The 21478-nt window shown below is 70.5% G+C and carries 16 protein-coding genes; 6 read left to right on the top strand and 10 right to left on the bottom strand.

What is annotated here, in order from left to right; all coding sequences use genetic code 11:
• Nucleotides 1-12 precede the first annotated feature (12 nt).
• The 4 genes from ABN034_RS11435 to ABN034_RS11450 are packed head-to-tail and all read right to left on the bottom strand — an operon-like array spanning nucleotide 13 to nucleotide 5434.
• Nucleotides 13-786, bottom strand: a complete 774-nt coding sequence (locus ABN034_RS11435) for a TrmH family RNA methyltransferase (protein ID WP_349690971.1) — start codon at nucleotides 784-786, stop codon at nucleotides 13-15.
• A gap of 58 nt (nucleotides 787-844) precedes the next feature.
• Nucleotides 845-1873, bottom strand: coding sequence for a Gfo/Idh/MocA family protein (locus tag ABN034_RS11440; RefSeq protein WP_349690972.1), 1029 nt, complete (start codon nucleotides 1871-1873; stop codon nucleotides 845-847).
• Entirely contained in the window at nucleotides 1870-2997 is a 1128-nt protein-coding gene (locus tag ABN034_RS11445) for a Gfo/Idh/MocA family protein (RefSeq protein WP_349690973.1), read from the bottom strand. The genes ABN034_RS11440 and ABN034_RS11445 overlap by 4 nt, the downstream gene beginning before the upstream one ends.
• A gap of 40 nt (nucleotides 2998-3037) precedes the next feature.
• Nucleotides 3038-5434, bottom strand: a complete 2397-nt coding sequence (locus ABN034_RS11450; protein WP_502879011.1) for a HelD family protein — start codon at nucleotides 5432-5434, stop codon at nucleotides 3038-3040.
• A gap of 221 nt (nucleotides 5435-5655) precedes the next feature.
• Here ABN034_RS11450 and ABN034_RS11455 point away from each other — a divergent pair, with 221 nt between their 5' ends.
• Nucleotides 5656-6882 (top strand): GNAT family N-acetyltransferase, encoded by a 1227-nt coding sequence (locus ABN034_RS11455; protein WP_349690975.1) that lies wholly within the window; start codon nucleotides 5656-5658, stop codon nucleotides 6880-6882.
• Nucleotides 6883-6898: 16 nt separating this feature from the next.
• Here the strand turns inward: ABN034_RS11455 and ABN034_RS11460 are convergent, their stop codons facing one another.
• Nucleotides 6899-7369, bottom strand: coding sequence for a ribose-5-phosphate isomerase (locus ABN034_RS11460; RefSeq protein ID WP_349690976.1), 471 nt, complete (start codon nucleotides 7367-7369; stop codon nucleotides 6899-6901).
• A gap of 43 nt (nucleotides 7370-7412) precedes the next feature.
• Nucleotides 7413-8720: an ROK family transcriptional regulator gene (locus ABN034_RS11465; protein ID WP_349690977.1), complete on the bottom strand. Its 1308-nt coding sequence runs from the start codon at nucleotides 8718-8720 to the stop codon at nucleotides 7413-7415.
• 92 nt (nucleotides 8721-8812) lie between these two features.
• On the opposite strand from ABN034_RS11465, the gene ABN034_RS11470 reads away from it, so the two are divergent.
• The 3 genes from ABN034_RS11470 (at nucleotide 8813) to ABN034_RS11480 (ending at nucleotide 14976) form a co-directional block, all read left to right on the top strand.
• Nucleotides 8813-10147: an MFS transporter gene (locus tag ABN034_RS11470; RefSeq protein WP_349690978.1), complete on the top strand. Its 1335-nt coding sequence runs from the start codon at nucleotides 8813-8815 to the stop codon at nucleotides 10145-10147.
• 64 nt (nucleotides 10148-10211) lie between these two features.
• Nucleotides 10212-11510: an MFS transporter gene (locus tag ABN034_RS11475; protein ID WP_349690979.1), complete on the top strand. Its 1299-nt coding sequence runs from the start codon at nucleotides 10212-10214 to the stop codon at nucleotides 11508-11510.
• A gap of 97 nt (nucleotides 11511-11607) precedes the next feature.
• Nucleotides 11608-14976 carry a M36 family metallopeptidase gene (locus ABN034_RS11480; protein WP_349690980.1) on the top strand — a complete coding sequence of 1123 codons (3369 nt, stop codon included), beginning with the start codon at nucleotides 11608-11610 and terminating at the stop codon, nucleotides 14974-14976.
• A gap of 154 nt (nucleotides 14977-15130) precedes the next feature.
• Here ABN034_RS11480 and ABN034_RS11485 read toward each other — a convergent pair whose 3' ends face one another.
• Entirely contained in the window at nucleotides 15131-15760 is a 630-nt protein-coding gene (locus tag ABN034_RS11485; protein ID WP_349690981.1) for a mycothiol-dependent nitroreductase Rv2466c family protein, read from the bottom strand.
• 249 nt (nucleotides 15761-16009) lie between these two features.
• On the opposite strand from ABN034_RS11485, the gene pepN reads away from it, so the two are divergent.
• Nucleotides 16010-18574: an aminopeptidase N gene (pepN, locus tag ABN034_RS11490; RefSeq protein WP_349690982.1), complete on the top strand. Its 2565-nt coding sequence runs from the start codon at nucleotides 16010-16012 to the stop codon at nucleotides 18572-18574.
• A 62-nt stretch (nucleotides 18575-18636) separates the two neighbouring features.
• Here pepN and ABN034_RS11495 read toward each other — a convergent pair whose 3' ends face one another.
• From ABN034_RS11495 to ABN034_RS11505, 3 genes are all read right to left on the bottom strand, one after another.
• Nucleotides 18637-19473: a hypothetical protein gene (locus ABN034_RS11495; protein ID WP_349690983.1), complete on the bottom strand. Its 837-nt coding sequence runs from the start codon at nucleotides 19471-19473 to the stop codon at nucleotides 18637-18639.
• Between the two features lie 115 nt (nucleotides 19474-19588).
• Complete coding sequence (locus ABN034_RS11500) at nucleotides 19589-19978, bottom strand: DUF5130 family protein (RefSeq protein WP_349327564.1); 390 nt, start codon at nucleotides 19976-19978, stop codon at nucleotides 19589-19591.
• Nucleotides 19965-20396, bottom strand: coding sequence for a hypothetical protein (locus ABN034_RS11505; protein ID WP_349690984.1), 432 nt, complete (start codon nucleotides 20394-20396; stop codon nucleotides 19965-19967). The genes ABN034_RS11500 and ABN034_RS11505 overlap by 14 nt, the downstream gene beginning before the upstream one ends.
• Nucleotides 20397-20539: 143 nt before the next feature.
• Between ABN034_RS11505 and ABN034_RS11510 the strand changes: the two genes are divergently transcribed.
• On the top strand, nucleotides 20540-21469 hold the full coding sequence (locus ABN034_RS11510) for a mechanosensitive ion channel family protein (RefSeq protein WP_349690985.1): 930 nt from the start codon (nucleotides 20540-20542) through the stop codon (nucleotides 21467-21469).
• The last annotated feature ends 9 nt before the right edge of the window (nucleotides 21470-21478 follow it).

Genomic DNA, 21478 nt, shown 5'->3' on the forward strand with positions numbered 1-21478 from the left:
CGGCGTCGGCCGTCAGGACCGGGCGGCCGTGGCCCGGCGTACGACCTCGAACGAGACGACGGCCGCGGCGCTGGCGACGTTCAGGGACTCGACCGCGCCAGGCATCGGGATGCGTACCCATTCGGCGACATGGCGCCGGACCTCCGCGGTGACACCCGTGGTCTCGCTGCCGAGGACGAACGCCACGTGCGAGGGAAGCGGCAGGTCGAACAGCGTGGCCGGGGCGTCGGCGGACAGGCCGACCAGCGCGTAGCCCGCCTCGACCAGCCGTTCGGCCGCGTCCGCAGCCGTCTCGCTGCGCAGGATGGGCGCCCGGAACGCCACGCCGGCAGACGCCTTGACCACGAGTGGATCGATGCCGGCGACCCCACGATGCGGTACGACGATGCCGTCCAGGCCGGCGGCCGTGGCTGTCCGCAGGATCATGCCGACGTTCGCCGGCGTGGTGATCCCGTCCAGCACCAGGAGGGTCCGGGGGCGTTCATGGTGCCGTCGGTCGAGCGCCCCGGCGAGGGACCGCATCTGTGGGGCGACCACGTCGGCCAGAACGCCGTTGTCGTGACGCGGGCTGCCGGACAGGAGCGAGATCCGCGCTGGCGGGACTCGGACGACCGGAATCCGCCGCCCCTCCGCCGCCGCCACGATCTCGCGAACGGAGGGCCCACGCGCGCCCTCGGCCACCATCACCTTGTCGATCGTGAGTCCGTCGTCGGTGAGGGCCGCGAGAACCGGCCGGAACCCGTACACCGTCACGAACCGGTCCTTCGGCGACTCGTCTTCCCGCACGCCCGCAAGTCTCCCCTGCGGGCCGAACGACGCTCAGGCCGACCCGCCCAGTCCCCAGCTAGGCCTCGAGGGGGAGGCGGACCGGCTGACCGGTCTCGACCGACTGGTACGCGGCGAACGCGATCTCGGTGGCGCGGTAGCCGTCCCAGCCGTCCGGGCTCGGCGCCCGGTCCTCGCGGATCGCGGCGATGAACTCGGCCACCATGCCGGCGTCGGCATTGGACCCCCATGGCACCTGCGCCACATCCTGACCACCGCTGCGTCCCGGCCCGTCGTGGTAGGACGTCAGCGTCTGGGCGAACGCGTCGGCCGTCGCCACGCCGTCGTCGCCGACCAACTCGAGCGTCACGCCGCCCCAGGTGGTGAAGGACTTCGGCCGGCTCCAGCTGCAGTCGATCGTCGCGACCGTCCCGTCGGCGAACGTCACGGCGATGTTGCCCGCCGTCTCGACCGGCAGGTCGGGGTAGAGGATCCGGTTGGTCTGGGCGTAGACCTCGACCGCCTCGCAGCCGAGAATCCAGCGCATCAGGTCGGCCACGTGGACGGTGTGGTCCATGACGGCCCCGCCGCCGGCCAGGTCGGGATCGACGAACCAGCCACCCGGCATGGTGCCCGGGTTGGTGCCCGCGATGCCGTGGATCCGGCCGAGCTGGCCCTCGCGCGCCAGGCGTTCCAACCGCGCGATGGGCAGGGAGAACCGGACCGGGAACGCCGTCATCAGGCGTACCCCCGCTGCCTCGCAGGCCGCGATCATGGCCTTGCCGTCGGCGAGTGACGTGGCGAGCGGCTTCTCGCAGAGCACATGCGCGCCCGCCGCGGCGGCCTGCTCGGTGAGGACCCGGTGGCCGGCGTTCTCCGAGCAGATGACGACGCCGTCGGGGCCCCAGTCGAGGAGTTCTGCGTACGACGACACGAACGGAATCCTGTTCGTGTCGGCGATCCGCTTGCCGCGCTGGGCGTCCTCGTCGGCGACCCGCAGCTCGATGTCGGGCCGGCCGGCGAGCAACCCGGCGTAGCCGGCGCCGTGCAGGTGGGCGAAGGACAGGATTCCCAGCTTCAGCGGCCGCTGTTCCGGTGCGGTCGTCATGACGTCGCCACCTCCACCTGCTCGGACAAGGACTGCGCGGACGAGGGAGCGCTGCCCTGATACGGATCGGGTCCGACCGGCAGCTCGATAGCCCGCCCGGTCTCGGCGGACTCCACGGCCGCAAGGGCGATCGCGAGGGCAGCGCGGCCGTCCTCGGCACTCACCCGTGGTGCCGGCCCGCCGCGCATCGCCGCGAGGAACTCGCGGAGCTCGGCGGCCCAGGGATCCTCGTCGAGCATCATGCCGGCCGAGCGGGCCAGCTCCGGCGGCGCCGTACGGAGAGCGGCCCGCTGGTCTGTGGCGTACTCCAGCAACCCCTCGCTGCCGGCCAGCTCGAAGCTGGTCCGGAACGGCACGCCGGTGCGGGCCCACGAGGCGGTGAGGTGCGTGATCGCGCCGCTCGCGTGGGTGAGGATCGCGTACGCATGGGTCGCGCCGTTCTGTGGTCCCGACGGTCGGAGGGTGCGGGCGTAGACCCGGACGACATCGCCGGCGATCCACCGGGCGTAGTCGATGTCGTGGATCATCACGTCGCAGATGATCCCGCCGGACCGGACCATGTCGTGGTACCAGCGGTCGGCACCAGGCATGCCACCCTCCCGGCTGAGCCGCAGCACCGCCGGCTGCCCGATCCGGCCGGCGGCGACCGCTGCCTGCGCGGCGGCGTACTCGGCGAAGAACCGCACCACCTGGGCCACGTGCAGCTGCACGCCCGCCTCCCGTGCGGCCGCGACCAGCTCGTCCGCCTCCGCGACCGTGCGGGTCAGCGGCTTCTCACACACCACCGCGCGGCCGGCCCTGACGGCGGCGAGCGCGAGGGTGGCGTGGCTGTCGGTCGGCGTACAGACATCGACCACGTCGACGGCGGAGTAGAGGTCGTCCAGGTCGGCGTGGACGACGACGCCGAGCTCGTCGCGGGCGCGGTCCCTCGCCTCCGCGACGCCGTCGTAGCCGTGCACCTCGACACCCAGCCGGCGCCAGCCGGCGATGTGGATGCCTCCGATGCCGCCCAGCCCGACGACACCAACGTGTGAAACCTTCACCGGAGCGGTTCCCTTCGCCCGAGAATTTTCGTACGACCATATGCCTAACGTCCCGGCGCCCTCGTGGGAAGCCCCGTCCACAGCCCGGAATGCCGCCGGCGTGATCTTTTCCGCAGCGGGATCATTCCTCGGCGGCGGCGGCGGCTTCGGCGAGCCGGAGCAGGCGGGCGAGTACGCCGGGGAGCGGGCCGACCGACACCACGCCGAGCCGCCGGGTCGCCCGGGTCACCGCGACGTAGAGGTCGCCCGCCCCACGCGCCGACTCCGCCACAACGCCGGCCGGATCGACGACGATCACGGCGTCGAACTCCAGCCCCTTCGACTGCGCCACCGTCAGGACCGCCACCCGGGAGTCGAGCACCGACGCGGTGCCGCCCGCGGCCGTCCCCGGTGCGAGAAGCCCGAGCGCGGCCGTCACGTCGGCAAGTCGCGCGGATGGCACGACGACGGCGACCCGTCCGGCTCCGGCCAGGTCCTCACCGTCGTCATGCGCGGCCGGGTCGGTGACCGCGCGCAGTTCCGCCGCCACCACGTCCGGGAGGACACCGGCCAGTTCGCCCGGGTCGACCTGCCGGCTCCACGGCGGCAGACCGTCACGCACCGAACGCGGGGGCTGCAGCCCGGCATCGATCGCCGCGAGTACGTCACCGGCGAGGGCCATGATCTGCTTCGGCGTGCGGTAGTTGACCGTGAGGCGTTCGGTCCGCCACCGGCCGCCGGCGTACGGATCGAGTGCGTCCGCCCACGACGGCGCTCCCCCAGGCGCGCCGGCCTGCGCGAGGTCGCCGACGACCGTCATCGACCGGGCGGGGCACCGCCGCATGACCATCCGCCACGCCATCGCCGAGAGTTCCTGCGCCTCGTCGACGATGACGTGGCCGTAGGTCCAGTCCCGGTCGGCGAGCGCCGAGTCCGCCGCCGGTCCAGGACGCCGGTTCTCGCGGTAGCGACCGGACACCATCTCGGCGACCGGATCCATGTCGTCCGGGGTGGCGGCGAGCTGTCCGTACTCCGCCTGCATCTCCACGGTCGCGCGGACGTAGGCGAACTCTTCCGCCGCTGTCGCGCGCTGCCGGACGGCGGTGCTGGTCGCTCCGGCGATCGTCGCGTCGAGGTCGCCGAGTCGCTCCGCGGCCTCGTCGAGCAGCGGCACGTCGGCCGGCGTCCACGGGAGCCCGGGCGCACGGACCAGGGCGGCCCGCTCGGCGGCGGTGAAGTCCGGCGCCGCGGCGTCCAGGCGTTCGGGGGAACGGAAGAGATCGGTGAGGAACCGCTCCGGTGTCAGCTCCGGCCAGAGGTCGTCGAGCACGTCGTGGACAGCGGGCGACGAGCGGAACTCCCGGCGGATGTCCTCGACGTCAGCGGGGCCGAGCAGCTCGGGGCCCAGCCTCGCGACGCCCTGCGCCGTGAGGTCGTCGAGGATCTCCCTGACGAAGTGGCGCCGCATCCGGTTGTGCTGGTCCTCGCCGGTTTCCACCGACCGCGTTCGCACACGGTCCCGCGCGCGGCGACAGACCTCCGGCGTCAGGGTGTACGCCTCCCTCTCCACGACGATCTCGAGGTCGGTGTCAGGCACCCACTGGCGTTGGCGTACCGCGGTCGCGAGGACGTCAGCCATCCGCTGGTCGCCCTTCACCCGTTCCGTGTCGGCGGCCTCGTGCCCGGTCGCGACGACGCCGGGATACAGCTCCCCCACGGTCGCCAGCACCGCCTCGGTCTCGCCGAGTGACGGCAACACCTGGTCGATGTAGCGCATGAACGTGAGGTTCGGGCCGAGGATGAGCACTCCACGCTTGGCCAGTCGGGTGCGATGGGTGTAGAGCAGGTACGCCGCCCGGTGCAGGGCCACGACCGTCTTGCCGGTACCTGGACCGCCCTCGACCACCAGAACGCCGTCGAGGTCGGACCGGATCACCTTGTCCTGTTCGGCCTGGATGGTCGCCACGATGTCGGCCATCCGTCCTGTCCGGCCTGAGGCGAGGGAGGCCAGCAGGGCCCCTTCGCCGGACAGGTGGCTGCGCTGTTCGTCGTCCAGCGCGGCGAGGTCGAGCAGGTCGTCCTCGATGTCGATCACCTGCCGGCCCCGGGTGCGCAGATATCGCCGCCGTACGACACCGGCGGGCTCGGCAGGCGTGGCCCGGTAGAACGACTGGGCGACTGGGGTCCGCCAGTCGACCAACAGCGCTTCGTAGTCGTCGTCGAACAATCCCATCCTGCCGATATACGTTCGCGTCCGGTCGTCCATGTCGAGACGGCCGAAACAAAGTCCCCGCTCGACCGCAGAGAGTTGGGCAAGCCGGCCGGAATACAACTCGTGGAAAGACTGGCGCTCGGAGAATGCCTGGTCGTGTTCGGCATGAGGTCCGCGATGAGCCTGACCCAGGCGCATACTCGCTCTTTCCCGAAGGGCATCGAGACGGTCGTACAACATCGAGACGTACTGTTGTTCGGACGCGACCTCCGTCGACAGTTGAGTTGACGGAGAACTGGAATTCGCGGTATTATTTGTCTCGTTCATTTCTCCTGCCGAATGCTGATCGAAAAGCTCGTCCTTTGAATTCGCGAACGAAATTCCTAAGGTAACAAGACCTTCGGCGGTTCCGCCAGAAAATGGCGAGACGGTTATCGCACAAATTCTTTCGAGCGCCGCGCCAGGTCCGAGATCAGCTGCGGAAAACCTGCTGGGCGGGTGTCGCTCGCATCTGGTAGGCATTGGCGCGTGATGACAAGCAGGACGCGATGACCGTCCAGATGCAGCCGCTCGGTGCCGACGCGTGGACTCAGGTGGTCCGGATCATCGAGATGTCGTTCGGCTCCGACTGGCCGGCAGACGAGCAGGATGTCGATCGGGCCCGGTTCGAACCCGACCGGAGCCTCGGCGCCATGGACGGCGACGAGGTGGTCGGCCACACCTGCGCCTACTCCTTCACGATGACGGCGCCTGGTGGGCCCCTCCCGGTCGCGGGCGTCAGCATGGTGGGAGTCCTCCCCACGCACCGGCGGCGCGGTGTGCTGACCGCGCTGATGCGACGGCAGCTGACGTCACTGCACGAGACCGGGGCCGAGGCGGTGGCCGCGCTCACCGCGTCCGAACCCGCGATCTACGGCCGGTTCGGTTACGGACTGGCGTCCGAGGTCGCTTCTGTCGAGATCCCACGGGCCCACCGGTCGCTCCGAGCCGTCCCCGGATCTCGCGAGGTGGCCCTGCGGTATGCGGACAAGGACAAGGCGCTCGACCTCTGCGCCGACCTGCGCGAACAGATCGCCGCGACCCGGCCGGGAATGTTCAGGCACACCCAGCCGTGGCGCCGCGGCGAGGTCGCAGACCCGGCAAGCATTCGTCACGGTGCGAGCCCGTTGCGGTGCGTCCTCGCCGAGCGCGAGGGGCGAACGACCGGCTATGCCTACTTTCGTACGAAGGCGTCGTGGACCCAGCGCGGCCCGGACGGTACGACCGTGGTCGAACGGGTGCACGCCACCGACCCCGCGTCCTCCGCAGCGCTGTGGGGATTCCTGCTCGACCAGGACCTCGCGTCCACGACGACCCATCGCCGCCTCGCCGTCGACGACCCGCTGCTCTCCCTCCTCGTCGACCTCCGGCAGGCGCAGCTGAAGATCCGTGACGGCCTGTGGGCCAGGCTGGTCGACGTCGGTCGCGCCCTGGCATCTCGGACCTACACCGCGCCGGTCGACTCGGTGATCGAGGTCCGCGACGACTTCTGCCCATGGAACTCCGGCCGCTGGCACCTTGCGGGTGACGCGGCCGGGGCCTCCTGCGGAAGGGTCACCCGCGAGCCGGACCTCGTGATCGACGTCGTCGACCTCGCGGCGGCGTTCTTCGGCCGGCCGGTTCTCCACTCCCTCGGAGCCGCTGGTCTCGTCGACGAACACACGTCCGGCAGTCTCGCCGCCCTCGACAGGGCGTTCCGCCACGACCCGCTCCCCTGGCTCGACACCCCGTTCTGACCCAGGCCCTGTCCTGCTACCCGGGCAGCGCGGGGACGACGCCGGTCTTCTCGTACGCGGCAAGCATCGCGATCCGTCGGGCGTGGCGCTCCTCGGCGGAGAAGCCGGTCGTCAAGTACGCCTTGACAAAGTGCGTCGCTTCGTCGGGCGAGTGCATGCGGGCGCCGATCGCGAGCACGTTGGCGTCGTTGTGCTGCCGGGCCAGCCGAGCGGTCTCCTCGCTCCAGGCCAGGGCGGCGCGCACGCCAGGAACCTTGTTGGCCGCGATCTGTTCGCCATTGCCGGAGCCGCCGAGGACGATGCCGAGACTCCCGGGCTCGCCGACGACCGCCTCGCCGGCGCGGAGGCAGTACGGCGGGTAGTCGTCGTCCGGGTCGTACGTCACCGGTCCGTGGTCCACGACCTCGTAGCCGTTGTCGGCGAGCCACCGACCCAGCTGCTGCTTCAGCTCGAATCCCGCATGGTCCGATCCCAGGTGCACACGCATGAGGCAGAGTCTGACAGCCGCTGACCTGCCGAACGCCACCTCCCTACCGGGTGAAGGTGTCGCGATGGACGCGATCGAGCGCGACGAGCACGGCACCTCGGAGCACCGGACTGTCCGCGACACGCGCGCCCGCATCAGGGGAAGCCGCCGGGTCGGGCACTGCCGGCCCTCCTACGGTGGCCGCGACGACCTGGGTCGGAAGCGGCACGGTGTCGGCCAGGCGCTCGGCCACCCGGTTGGCGAGCTCGTCGCCGCCGACCCGGCCCACCTCGCCCGCCAGGACGAGGAACCCCGGATCGAGCACCGCGCAGATCGCCGCCGCGCCTGCCACCACCCGATCGGCCACGGCGTCGAGGAATGCCGCGGACCCGGGCATCGCGTCGGGCCCGACCGCGGCCGCCACCAACGCACCCGGCGACGCCGTCCCATCGCGCTCGCCTTGCCCATGGGGCTCGCCTGGGCCGTCGGGTAGGTACGTCGCTGCCAAGTCGCTCACTGCCGCGCCACCGGCGGTGTACTGGAACGACCCGCCGGCGCCCGGCAGGTAGGCCAGCTCGCCCGCGCCTCCGGAGGCACCTCGCAGGAGCTCTCCGTTCAGGACGATCGCCGCCCCGATGCCGACGTCCAACCACAGCAGGGCGAAGGTGTCCCGTCCACGTGCCGCGCCGAGCCGGTGCTCGGCCAACGCGGCGAGATTGACCTCGTTCTCGACCAGGACCCGGTCCCCGTAGCGCCTGCGCAGCCCAGGTAGGACGTTGGCGTGCCAGGTCGGCAACGTCGCCACGAAGCTGAGGTCGCCCGTCGCTGGATCCACCAGCCCGGGCGTTCCGACCACCACCATCCGAAGCTGGTCGTCGAGCAGGCCGGCGTCAACGAGCGCTCCGTCGAGCGCCGCCCCGACGATCCGGTCGGGCGCGATGGCCGGGTCCTGACAGACGGCGGCCTCTCCCACCAGGCGGCCGGTGGCGTCGGTGAGGATCGCGACGACGCTATCGGCCCGGACCTCCACTCCGGCGACATACGCACGGTCGGCGACGACACCGTAGAGCGTGGCGTTCGGGCCGCGCCGTTCCGTCCCCGCTTCGCCGACAGGCGCGACGAGTCCCGCGGCCTCGAGCCGGTGGACCAGATCAGCGACCGTCGGCCCCGACAACCCGGTCAGGTTCCGCAGCTGCGCACGGGTCAGCGGGCCACGATCGAGCAGGAGGTCGAAGGCGAGTCGGTCGTTGATGAGCCTCGCGGTCCGGGGTGTCGCAGGTGCAGCTGCCGGCAGGGTCGACTCCTGCGAAGCCGACTCCTGCGAGGGCGATGCCTGCGAGGAGAGGGCAGCGGCTGTCCGCGACCTGGTCACACCACTTTTCATTAGGAACCCTGCCTGTTAATTTCGGCGCAAGTTACCCGCGTGACCCGCGCATGGCAACTACCCCAGTTCGAAGGACTCCCGTGCCGCAGCCGCAGGACGTCGGTGCTCGACGCCAAGCCCGGTCCGCTCGTGCTCCGTCGTACGCCCTCGCCGGCTTCTTCGCCATCGTCGGCTTCCTTCCGGCCAACTGGCTCGTCCGCGTCCCTGACGTCAAGGACCAGGTGGCGGCGACCGCGGGCGAACTCGGTCTGGCACTGCTCTGCGGATCGATCGGTGGGCTCGCCGCGACGTTCGCCGCGGGGCGGTTGTGCGTGCGCTTCGGGACCCGCCGGGTCCTCGTCGTGGCCGCCACCCTGCTCAGCACGGTGCTCGTCCTTCCTGCCCTCGCGATCTCGCCGCCCACGCTCGGCGCCGCCCTCGTCGGCTTCGGCGTCTCCCAGGCGACGTTCAACATCGCGCTCAACAGCACCGCGGTCGAGGTCGCCATGGACAGCGGCAACCCGCTGATGCCAGGGCTGCACGGCATCTTCAGCGTCGGCGGGCTGGCCGGCGCCGCGACCGGCGGCTACGCGGCGGCGCACCTCTCCCCCGCCGTCCACCTCGGTCTCACGGCGGCACTCGGGCTGCTCGCCACCATCTGGTGCGGCACGATCCTGCTCCGATCAGTTCGTTCGTACGCCGGAAAACCGGATCGTGCGGTCCCGGGCACGACGACGAGCGCCGACGCGGGTACCGACGCTGGCGACTCCGCCCCGACCGACACTGGCACCGACACTGGCACCGACACTGGCACCGAGCCTGTCGCCGGTCGGAAGGAGTGGCGCGCCGTCCGCTGGGTCGTGCTGCTCTTCGGCGTGGTTGCTGCCTGCACGGCGTTCAGCGAGTACGCCAACAACAACTGGGCGGCCCTTCACCTCCGCGAGGATCTGGGCGCGTCAGCTGCCGTCGCGGGATACGGATACGCCGCGTATGCGGGCGCGATCGCGGCGGGGCGTTTCGCGGGCGCGTTCCTGATCCGCCGGCTCGGCGACACCACCGTTTTGGCGGGAGGCTTCGCCGTCGCGGGCGTTGGCATGCTGGTCGCCGCCTGGGCGGGACAGCTGCCCGGCGGGCTCCCGCTGGCGTTCGGCGCCTATGTCGTGGTCGGCGCCGGACTGGCCAACGTCTATCCCCTCGCCATCTCGCGTGGCGGGCTGCTCGGCGGTCCCCGTGGCGTGAGCCGGGTCTCGATGATCGCCGGCCTCGGCGTGCTCAGCCAGGCGCCCGTCATCGGCTTCCTCGCCGATCGCGCGGGACTGCCGGCAGCCCTGTCGAGTGTGGTGGTGCTCACGGCCGTCGGGTGCTCCCTCGCCCTCGCCCTCCGCTTCGCCATCGTCCCGACCACCCGACCCCAGGCAGCGAAGTCACCCGCCTGACCACCCGACGCCAGCCAGCGACGTCATCCGCCTGACCACCATTGCCCTGTCAGGAGACCCGCCCGTGCCCGGAACATCCGCGACGAGCCGCCTGCCCGTGACCCGGCTCTACCCGCTCACGGTCCTCTTCGCCGCCGACGGCGTCCTCTTCGCCAGCTGGGTCGTCCGCGTCCCCGAGATCAAGGAGCAGGTGGGTGCGTCGGCCACCGCACTCGGACTCGCGCTGCTCTGCATGACGTTCAGTACGGCGGTGTCGATGTACGTCGGCGGCCGCCTCTGCGTACACCTCGGCACCCGTGCCCTCATCGTCGCGACCTTTCCCCTGGCCTGCGGCGGGCTGATCCTTCCCGCGCTCGCGCGGTCGCCGGTCCACCTCGGCGCCGTCCTCCTTGCGTTCGGCGCCATCTACGGCGTCCTGGTGGTCGCGCTCAACAGCGCGGCGGTGGAGGTCGAACGTGCGACCGGCCGGGCGATCATGTCTGCGTTGCACGGTCTGTGGAGCCTCGGCGGACTGGTGGGAGCAATCGCAGGTGGGCTCCTCGCCAACCGCCTCGACACGCTCGGCCATCTCGGAGTGGTGGCGGCCGGTGGACTTCTCGTCGTCGCGGTGACCGGACGGCGCATGCTCCGGTCCGCTGCGGCCGATCCGAACCGCGAGGCCACGACGGCGCACGCCGCCGGTGCGGTGCCAGCCCTCGGCGCGGCAGAACCCGCGCCGGTCAGCACGGGAACGGGACGCCCTGCCGCGCAGCGGGCCGGCCTGCGTACCGTCGTGATCCTGTTCGGGATCGTCGCCCTGTGTACGGCGTACGGCGAGGGCGCGGTGGGCGACTGGGCGGCTCTGCACCTCCGCGACACCCTCGCCACACCGGCCGGAATCGCCGCGTACGGCTTCGGCGCCTACTCGGTCGCGATCGCCGTCGGCCGGCTGACCGGCGGGTGGCTCATCGCGTGGTTCGGCGAGGCACAAGTACTGATCGGCGGCGCGGTCCTCGCCGCCGCCGGGATCCTCGCCACCGCATGGGCTGGCGGGTTGGCCGTTGCGTTCGGCGGGCTGGTCATGGTCGGCCTTGGGCTCGCCAACGTGTACCCGATCGCGATGGCCCGTGCCGGTGCGATCGGCGGATCGCGCGGCGTGGGACTGGCGTCGACCATCGGCAACGTCGGCATGCTCGGAGGACCGCCGGTGATCGGGTTTCTCGCCGACCAGATCGGACTTCCCGGCGCACTGAGCACAGTGGCCGTTCTGGCGATGGTCGCTGCCGGCCTGGGATTCGGCCTGCGTACGCACGCTACGGACCCACGCGCCCGGCGCACCCACGGCAGCAGTCCCGACCAGCCTGATATGGCTACTCTCAGTTAATTTCTTCGCAATTTTCGGTTCTCTGCGTAAGCACCCGGTTAATGGGGCATTCTCAAACGGCGCGACCGGGGTGGGCTTCGGTCAACGGAGGACTGTCATGCGACTGCCCGGCAGTGTTGCGCGGGTCGTTCAGAAACCGGCCGCGGTCGCGGGCGAAGTGTTGCTCGCCGCCGCGATCGGCCTTGCCGGAGTGTCGCCACCGGCGATGGCCGAGGGTGGGCCGTCAGGATCCGACGAGGTGGGTGGGCTCGATCGCTCGGACCCGGCCCCCGACCTCGACAACCGCGTGGGTCGGGTCGCACCGTCCGAGCGGCAGCTCGACCGAGTGGAGGCGCTCGGAGCCGACGTACGGTGGACCCGGTTCGGCACGCCGGCCTCGCTGGTGCCGCGCGGTTCGGCGTTCCCGTCGAGCCGCGCGGGCGGGCCGGTGGCGGTCGCGCGCGGGTTTCTCCGGGACAACCGCTTGCTCTTCCGGATGTCCGCGGGTGCGGTGCGCCGACTGGAACTGGTGCGCGCCGGGCCGCTCGCCAACCTCCGTTCGTCCCCCGGCGCCCGTGTGGGGACAGATCCGGCGACGGACGCCGACACAGGTGCCGTGACGGGTGCCGTTGCCGGCGCGCAGTCCGGCGTTCCCGCCAGCGGACCGCAGGTGGTCCTGCTCCGCGAAAGCTTCGGCGCCCTGCCCGCCGGCGCCGGTGGCCTGATCGCTCTCGGCGTCGTGGGTCGGGACATCACCTACGTGTCTTCCTCCGCCTTCGGCAGCGCGCCCCCGCCGGTTGCCGCCTCTCTCACCCCGACCGAGGCGTGGCTGTTGGCGGCCGACGCGCTCGGGCGACCGGTAGCTGCCAACGCCGTGGGCCCGGTCGCCCCGGCCGACGACCACCGGGACTGGACGAGCTTCACGGTCGCCGGATTCACGCAGGTCCAGCAGGCCCGGCTCGTCGCGGTCGGCCTTCCCGCGCAAGGCGTCCGGCCGGCGTACGAGGTCAACGTCGTCGACGTCCAGGACGGCACCGCGCTGGCCTCTACGTCGTTCGTCGATGCGGTGTCCGGCGGCCTGCTGCTCCGGCACAACCGCGTTTCCCAAGCGCTCGAGGGGGACGACCTGCGAGCACCGGTCCCGTCCGCCTATGGACCGGACTGCCAGCCGGGTTGTGGTGTACGCCTTGTGCGTACCCCGGTGAACCCGGTGTGGGAGGCCATCCTCCAACCCTCGATGTCGGGGATCACGACCGTCGATCTCAGTCCGGCCACCAAGGGGTTCACCGGCGGAAACGCCGAAAGCAACAACGCGCTGACGTCGCCCGCCTGGACCAGCCCGCTGGCCCGAAGGGTCCCCGGACAGGCCGCCGACAACCCGGCGACGATGGCAACGAGATGGACTGACGCCTGGCGCCGCTCAGGATGTGACATCTCCGGCCTCCGCCCCGGTGGCAACGACGTCGGAGCAGCGGTCGCCAACGTCTTCCACCTCCACAACGAACTGCACGACTGGACGTACCAGCTCGGTTTCACCGAGGACGTCGGCAACCTGCAGCAGGACAACAAGGGGCACGGCGGGCTTGGTCGCGACCGCCAGACCGGCTTCGTCCAGGCCGGCGCTCTGACCGGCGGCTACCCCACCTATCTCGGGCGCAACGACGCCAACCAGGTCACCCTGCAGGACGGCATACCGGCCATCACCAACCTCTACCTCTTCCAACCGGTGGCGGCCCGGTGGTACGGGCCATGCGTCGACGGTGCGCTCGATCCGACGATCGTCGCCCACGAGTACGCGCACGCCGTGACGAACCGGATGGTCGGTGGACCGGACGCCGGGCTCACGACCCCGGAGGGCCGGGCGATCGGGGAGGCGTGGTCGGACCTGCTCGCGGCGGAGTACCTGTGGGAGTACGCGCGTACCGGCCCTGATGGGAGCTCGCCGACCGCGATTGGTGCCTACGTCGCCGGCAACAGGGTCCGGGGTGTTCGCGACTACCGGCTTGGGAGGAGCCCTCTCACCTACGCCGACACCGCCGGCACTGGCGACTCGAGCAGCACTGGCGACTCGAGCAGCACTGGCGACTCGAGCAGCACTGGCGACCCGAGCGGGGCCGAGCTGGTCAGGAACCGCGCCGGCGTCTGGGCCGCCGTCAACTGGGACATCCGTTCGGCCCTGATCCGAAAGTACGCCGACGCAGCCACGGCCGAGGGCGCGAATCTGGGGCGGCACTGCGCAGATGGTGCGGCGCCGGTGACCGCGTGCCCCGGGAACCGGAGGTGGGTGCAGCTGCTGTTCGACTCGCTCCCGCTGCTGCAGAGCGACGCGTCGATGCTGGACGCGCGCGACGCACTGCTCGCCGCCGACCGGATGCGCTTCGACGGCGCGAACGCCACCGAACTGTGGCAGGCGTTCGCCCGTCGCGGTCTGGGGGCCGAGGCTCAGCCATCGTCCGTCGGACACGCGGCGGTACCCGACTTCACGGTCCCGGACTCGCTGGCCGGCGGCGAGCTCCGGGCCGCGACGCTCGTCGTCGGCGCCTTCAGCCATCCGTACGGGACGCCGGTCCCGGTGCGCGTGTTTGTGGGGCCGGCGGCCGACCAAGCGGTCCCCGTCGCGGACTCCGATCCCACGACCGGGCTCGATCGTGAAGTGCGGTTGGTGCCGGGACGCTACGCGCTCACCTGGTCAGCACCAGGGTTCGGTATGGGACGGGCGAGTGTGACGGTGTACCCGGGCCGGACGCGGTACCTGTCGCTGCGCCTACACCCCAACCTCGCCTCGGCCCGCAACGGCGCGGAGGTGACGAGTACACCGGCCGATATCGGGGCGGAGTCGGTCATCGACGAGCGCGAAGGTACCGCCTGGACGATCACCAGCGATCACCGCATCGACCGCGACTTTCGATCCGTCCGGCGCCTCGACGGGGCCGGCGACGACAGCGCTGCAGCAGCCGGGGACGGGGCCGAGGGGGCCGAGAGCGAGGGGGCCGAGAGCGAGGGGGACGGAAGCACCGGAAACGGGAGCGCAGGGAACGGGAGCGGCGACGGCCGGGTCGCGGTCGCCGTCGACCTGGCCGGGCGCGACCCGGCATGGGTGCGCGCGGTCCGCGTCAGCGCGATGACCCGTGACCGGTTCACCGCGCTGCGTTCGTTCGCCATCGAGGTCTGCACCCAGCAGCTGCTCGCTCCCTGCGCCGTCGACCAGCACGACCGGTGGCGGCGCATCTACACGTCTCCGGATGCGGCCTTCCCCGGCACAAGGCCGCGCCCGGTGACCCCGGACCTGACCTTCCGCGACTTCGACCTACCGGACAACCAGGCAACCCACGTGCGCCTCGTCGTCCTCGAGACCCAGTGCACCGGCAATCCCGAGTATCACGGGGAACAGGAGTCTGACCTGCTGTCGATGTCGGACTGCCTCACCTCGTCGAAGGCGGCCACCACATCCGTCGCCGAGCTCATGGTCTACGGGGTTGATCCGTGATCGGCAGCGCGGTTCCGTGATCATGTTCGTGATCATGAAGGCTTTCGGGCCATGTGGCCCGTTTCCTTCATGATCACGAACATGATCACCGTCATGATCACCGGCGACGGTCACGCAGATGGTCGCCCTGGGCAGTCGCCGGAGAGGCGACGGGTCAGTCGAAGACCGGGCCTCGCGTCCGGCTGCGCTTGAGCTCGAAGAAACCGTCCGTACCGGCGACGAGGAGTACGCCGTCCCAGAGCCTGCCGGCGTCCTCACCGCGCGGGATCGGTGACACGACCGGGCCGAAGAACGCCGATCCTGCCACCCGGATCACCGGCGTACCCACGTCGTATCCCACGAGATCCATGCCCTCCTTGTGGCTCTCGCGGAGGGCGTCGTCGTAGTCGTTCGTGTTGGCCGCGTCAACGAGGTCGGTCGACAGGCCGGCTGCCTCGAGCGCCTCCTCGAACGTGGCGCGCTCGCGGGGCTTCTTCTCGTGGTGGAAGCGGGTGCCGATCTCGGTGTAGTACCTGCCGAGGACCTCACTTTGGTCCTCGCCGTCCTTCTCCGCCTGCTGCGCGGCCGCGATCGCGATCCGGACCGCGCCCCACGAGGTCTCCAGGCCCTTCTTGTAGTCCTCGGACAGGTCTCGGCCGGAGTTGAGGACCGCGAGACTCATGACGTGCCACTGCGTCTTCACCGGACGTACCTTCTCCACCTCCACCATCCATCGGGAGGTGATCCACGCCCACGGGCAGGCCGGGTCGAACCAGAAGTCGGCGGTCTCTCGTTCATCGCCCATGCTCACTCCATCTCCTCAGGAAATCCTCGGCACGTCCTCGGCACCTTCTCGGCGTACTCTCCGTACCTCGCCCACACCTTCTCCGCACATTTCGGGCATTGCATCCGCCGGCAGACACCGGACGCACACAGCGGCCGGAACCGACGACCCATCATGGGCAACTTCACCGCCGACGTGCGACATTCCCCAATTGACCGGCCTGCGCAACTCTTTCGCGACGGCGACACCGCGCGTGGAAGGATGAGGGCTATGCCTGGCACGAACCTCACCCGCGACGAGGCCGCCACCCGCGCCCGTCTCCTGTCGGTCCACAGCTACGACGTCGAGCTGGACCTGTCATCGGCGCCCGACCCGGGGGCCACGACGTACTCCTCCACGACCGTGATCCGGTTCAGCTGCACCGAACCCGGCGCGAGCACGTTCGTCGACCTCATCGCTCCCCGAGTCCGTGAGATCGTCCTCAACGGGCGCGATCTCGACCCCGCGACGGCCTACGCCGACTCACGGATCACCCTCGATGACCTCGCCACCGACAACGAGCTGCGGGTCGTGGCCGACACGAGCTACATGAACACCGGTGAGGGCCTGCACAGGTTCTTCGATCCGGTGGACAAGCTTCCCTACCTCTACACCCAGTTCGAGGTGCCCGACGCGCGGCGGGTCTACGCGACGTTCGAACAGCCCGACCTCAAGGGCACCTTCGCGCTCACGGTGACCGCACCGGCCGACTGGCAGGTCGTCTCCAACTCCCCCAGCCCGGAGCCCCGGCGGCTGCCGGCGCGGGAGAGCGCCACCGCGGTCTGGGAGTTCGCGCCGACCCCCCGGATCTCGACCTACATCACCGCACTCGTCGCCGGGCCCTACCACGTGGTCCGGGACTCCTACGCCGGTCTGGCAAACGAGATCCCGCTCGCGGTCTTCTGCCGGCAGTCCCTGGCGGAGTACCTCGACGCGGACGAGATCTTCGACGTCACCAAGCGCGGGTTCGCGTTCTTCGAGGAGCAGTTCGACTACGCCTACCCGTTCGAGAAGTACGACCAGCTCTTCGTCCCCGAATACAACATGGGTGCGATGGAGAATGCCGGTTGCGTGACGATCCGCGACGAGTACGTCTTCCGCAGTCGGATGACCGACGCCGCCTACGAGGGGCGCGCCACGACGATCCTGCACGAGCTGGCCCACATGTGGTTCGGCGATCTCGTCACGATGGCCTGGTGGGACGACCTGTGGCTCAACGAGTCGTTCGCCACCTACGCGAGCACTCTCTGCCAGGCGGAGACGACCCGCTGGGCTCACGCATGGACGACGTTCGCCAACACCGAGAAGACCTGGGCCTACCGACAGGACCAGCTGCCGTCGACCCACCCGATCCAGGCCGTCATCGGCGACCTCGAGGACGTCCAGGTCAACTTCGACGGGATCACCTACGCCAAGGGCGCCAGCGTGCTGAAGCAGCTTGTCGCCTGGGTGGGGCGGGACGAGTTCTTCGCGGGGCTGCGCCACTACTTCAAGGCCTACGAATGGCGCAACGCCACCCTCGCCGACCTGCGCGTGTGCCTGGAGGAGACGAGCGGTCGCGACCTCGTCGCATGGAGCAAGGAATGGCTCGAGACCGCCGGGGTCAACACCTTCCGGGCGTCGTTCGACGTCGACGACAAGGGGCGGTTCACGTCGTTCGGCGTGGTCCAGTCGGCCGCGACCGAGCACCCGACGCGTCGGTCCCACCGGCTCGCGATCGGCCTGTACGACCGCACCGATGCCGGCCTGGTCCGGCGTACGCGGGTCGAGCTGGACGTCACCGGCGAGCACACCGACGTCCCCGAGCTGGTGGGGCTCTCCCGTCCTGACCTGATCCTGCTGAACGACGACGACCTGACGTACGCCAAGATCCGCCTCGACGACCGGTCGTTCGCCACCCTGATCGGGCACATCGGGGAGTTCACCGACTCGCTGCCCCGCTCGCTCGCCTGGACCGCCGCGTGGGACATGTGCCGTGACGCCGAGATCCCGGCCCGGGACTACATCGCTCTGGTGCTGGGCGGCGTGGCGGCAGAACCGGACATCAACGTCGTCCAGCTGCTGCTGCGTACTGCCGGCACCGCGGTCAACGTCTACACCGCGCCCGTGCGGCGGAACGAGGCGCGGAGGACCTGGGCCGACGGCCTGCTCCCGCTCGTCAAGGCCGCCGAGCCTGGTAGCGACCACCAGCTGGCGTTGGTCCGGACCTTCGCCGGCGCCGCCCTTGCCGAGCACGCCGACTTCCTGGCTGGGCTGCTCGACGGCTCGGTGGTCCTCGACGGCCTGGCAGTCGACGCCGAGCTGCGTTGGCGTCTTGTGCAGAGCCTCGCCCGACTTGGCGTCTTCGGAGAGGCCGAGATCACCGAGGAACTGGAGCGGGACCGTACGAGCAAGGGTCAGGAGGCGGCCGCCCACGCCCGGGCGGCGCGGCCCGACGCCACTGCCAAGGCGGACGCCTGGCGCGACGCGGTCGAGCGCGACGACATCCCCAACCAGACCCAGTTCGACACGATCCGGGGGTTCTGGCAGCCGGGACAGGAGGACCTGCTCGCGGGGTACGTCGACACCTACCTCGACGCGGCAGGTGCGGTCTGGGAACGCAAGGCCAACGAGATGGCCCAAGCGGTGCTCGTCGGTCTGTTCCCCCGCCTGCTGGCCACCCAGGAGACGGTGGACAAGGTGCAAGCCTGGGTTGACAACATCCAACCGGTGCCGGCCGTACGCCGACTGGTCGGCGAAGGGATCGCCGATCTGCAGCGCGCGCTGCGTGCGCAGGCCCGCGACGCCGAAGGCTGACCTCGGGCAAGTGCCTGGCCGGGCAACCTCCGCGTCGAACGAGGCCAGGCCCGCGCCCCCGTTCAGACCCAGCGGGAGATCTCGGCGTCGAAGTAGGCCCGGGTCGCGGCGGCCAGCTCTGCCGGCCAGGCAACGCCCGCCGCTTCGAGGGTCGCCCTCCCCGCTGTCTGCCACGCGTCGGCAGTGGCCCGCATCGCCTCGATCAGGACACCCGGAACGACGTCGAGCGGCGGAAGCTCCTCGAGCACCGACCGCTGCTCCGGCGTCAACTTCGAACTCCACTGCTTGACCCCCATGGGAGGCAGCGGCTGGTTGGCCTGGACGAACAGTTCGTAGAGCATCTGCCGGTGGCTCTGGACACCCATGATCCCGAGCAGCCAGTCCTCGCGGGCAACGACGGCCGGCGGAAAGTTCGCCATCGTCCGGTAGAACTCCTCGACCAGGAAGGCCATCCGCTCCAGATCAGGTCCCGCCCGGTCGACCGGCGGCGGCACCTGGGCGTCGAGGCCATCGTGGTCGACGACCACGATCCGCCGGCGAAACGGCGTCGTCGCGAGTCGACTGACCGGCTCGACCACCACGTCGAGTCGCAGGCAGTCGGTGGTCAGCGAGTAGAAGCTTCCCGGCATGTCCGGGATCTGTCGAGCGAGCAGAACCGGTGTGATGGTGGCGAGCCAGTCGCGCCACGACTCGGCGTGCCCGTCGAAGTCGTCGTCGCGGATCGCGAGGATCACGTCGAGGTCCGACCCCGCGTCGGCCACGCCGCGCGCCAACGAACCCGAGAGCCAGAACGCACGGAATCGCTCGTCCTCCCGTACGACGGCGAGGAGGCGACTGAAGAGTGCGCGGTAGCCAACGGGGAGCGGTTCGAGAGCTGCTGGTAGCGGTTCTGTCTGCACGGCGCTCACCTGTTCGGTCGCTCGGTCGCGTGGACAATCACCTGGCGCCCGCGTGGACGGGACCACCCACCCTCGCTCGCGCGCTCACTCCATTGTGGCGATCTGTCGGCGGACCCTAGGACTCGTCGAGATGGGCGGTCCTGGGACGCCGGGCGTGCTCACCAAGCTGCTGCAGCCCGGTGACGATCCCGCCCACGAGATCGCCGACAGCGAACGCCGACTGCATGGCCAGGACGACGAGCCGGCACGCGTCGTCGGACAACACCCGACCGGCATCCCGCCCCGTCAGGATCTCCATCCGCCGGGCGGTGGGGTCGACCAGGATCATGACAGAGCGCGCCGGGTCCGGGAGCGCGGCGTGCGCCTGGGCGGCGAAGGATCGCAGATCGCCGTCGACATGGCCGACGTAGGTGGAGAAGGTCAGCCCTGAGAGCTCGCCCGCGATGCGTACCGCACGCTCGATCTCGGCGCGCTCACGTGGGCTGAACGTCTCACCACTGGCCACCGGCGCCACCTCGCTCGGTGGAGGGTGATCCCTCGAGCGCCGGCCCGGACTCCTCCTCCGATGCACTCGCGGACGCGACCGCGGGACGGTCGCTGGACGTCGAACCTGTGCCCGCGGCGAGTTCGCCGGCGTCAGGGTTGGCGCCGAACCATTCCGGCCGGCCGGACCAGGAGAGACCAGGCTGCTGGCGCGCGCCGCGGATCAGGCCGGGCGCCATGACGAGCAGCGTGATGATGACGAAGAGCCCGACGGGAATGCCGACGAAGATGCCGATCACCTCGAGAGGTGTCATCGCCACGGCGGTCCCCTGGGGCGTCGCCCCGAAGGCGGGCGCCGCTCCCGTGAGCAGGAACGTGCCGGCACCGCTTACCACGACGGCCGAGGAAAGGAGCCGCCCGACCCTCTTCTGACTGTTCATCACGGGTGCCACCGTACCGACCCGGACCGACCAGCGGGCGCTCGCCCCGGGCCCACGTGCAACCCGCCTCGTGGCTCCGCGTCACATGCGGCATGTCCTGCCCGCGGGGCCCCGGATCGGCACGGTCTCGTGGCCCCTGCACAATGAGCCGGGTGGTGTATGCGCTGACCTGGAGCCAGTTCGCCGACAAGGCCGAGGTGCCGGCACGGATCGTCTTCCTGCTGATCCTCGGCGTCCTCATCCGCCTGATCGTCAATCGGCTGATCGACCGGTTGGTCTCCAAGACCGCTGGCCTCGCCCCGCCCAAGCACTTCTTCGGGAGCGAGCGGGCGGCCAAGATCCTCAGCACCAACGCCACGCTCTATCACGAACGCCGTGCGCAGCGGGCCCAGGCGCTGGGCTCGCTCTTCAAGAGCGTGACGACTGTGGTGACCGCAAGCGTCATCGTGCTGATGATCCTGGAGATCCTCGGCTATCCCCTGGGCCCGGTCCTCGCGAGTGCCGGCGTGGTCGGCGTGGCCCTCGGCTTCGGGGCCCAGAACCTCGTCAAGGACGTCATCTCGGGCGTGTTCATGCTGCTCGAGGACCAGTATGGCGTCGGGGACATCATCGACATGGGCGAGGCGGTCGGCACCGTCGAGGGCGTCGGTCTCCGGGTGACCCGGCTGCGCGGATTCGACGGGGTCCTCTGGCACGTCCGCAACGGCGAGGTCATCCGGATCGGCAACCGCAGCCAGGGCTGGTCGAGCCTGCTCCTCGACGTCGAGGTGGCCCCCGACGAGGACATCCCCCAGGTGGAGGAACTGATCAACGGCGTGGCGCAGGCGATCGCCGAGGACGACGCGTTCCGCGACAACATCCTCGAGGTACCGAAGGTGGTCGGCATCGAAGCCGTGACGGGTAACTCGATCACACTCCGCGTCATCGGCCGGTGTGCGGCCAACCAACACTTCGGGGTCCTGCGCGAACTCAGGCTGCGGCTCAAGGCCATCTTCGACGCCGAGGACATCCGGGTACCCGCCCCGATATGGCCCGACCATCAGACCGGAACGACCGGAACGGCGGCTCCGTAGCAGGCGGCC

Source organism: Actinopolymorpha sp. B11F2, assembly GCF_040195635.1.
Taxonomy (GTDB): domain Bacteria; phylum Actinomycetota; class Actinomycetes; order Propionibacteriales; family Actinopolymorphaceae; genus Thermasporomyces.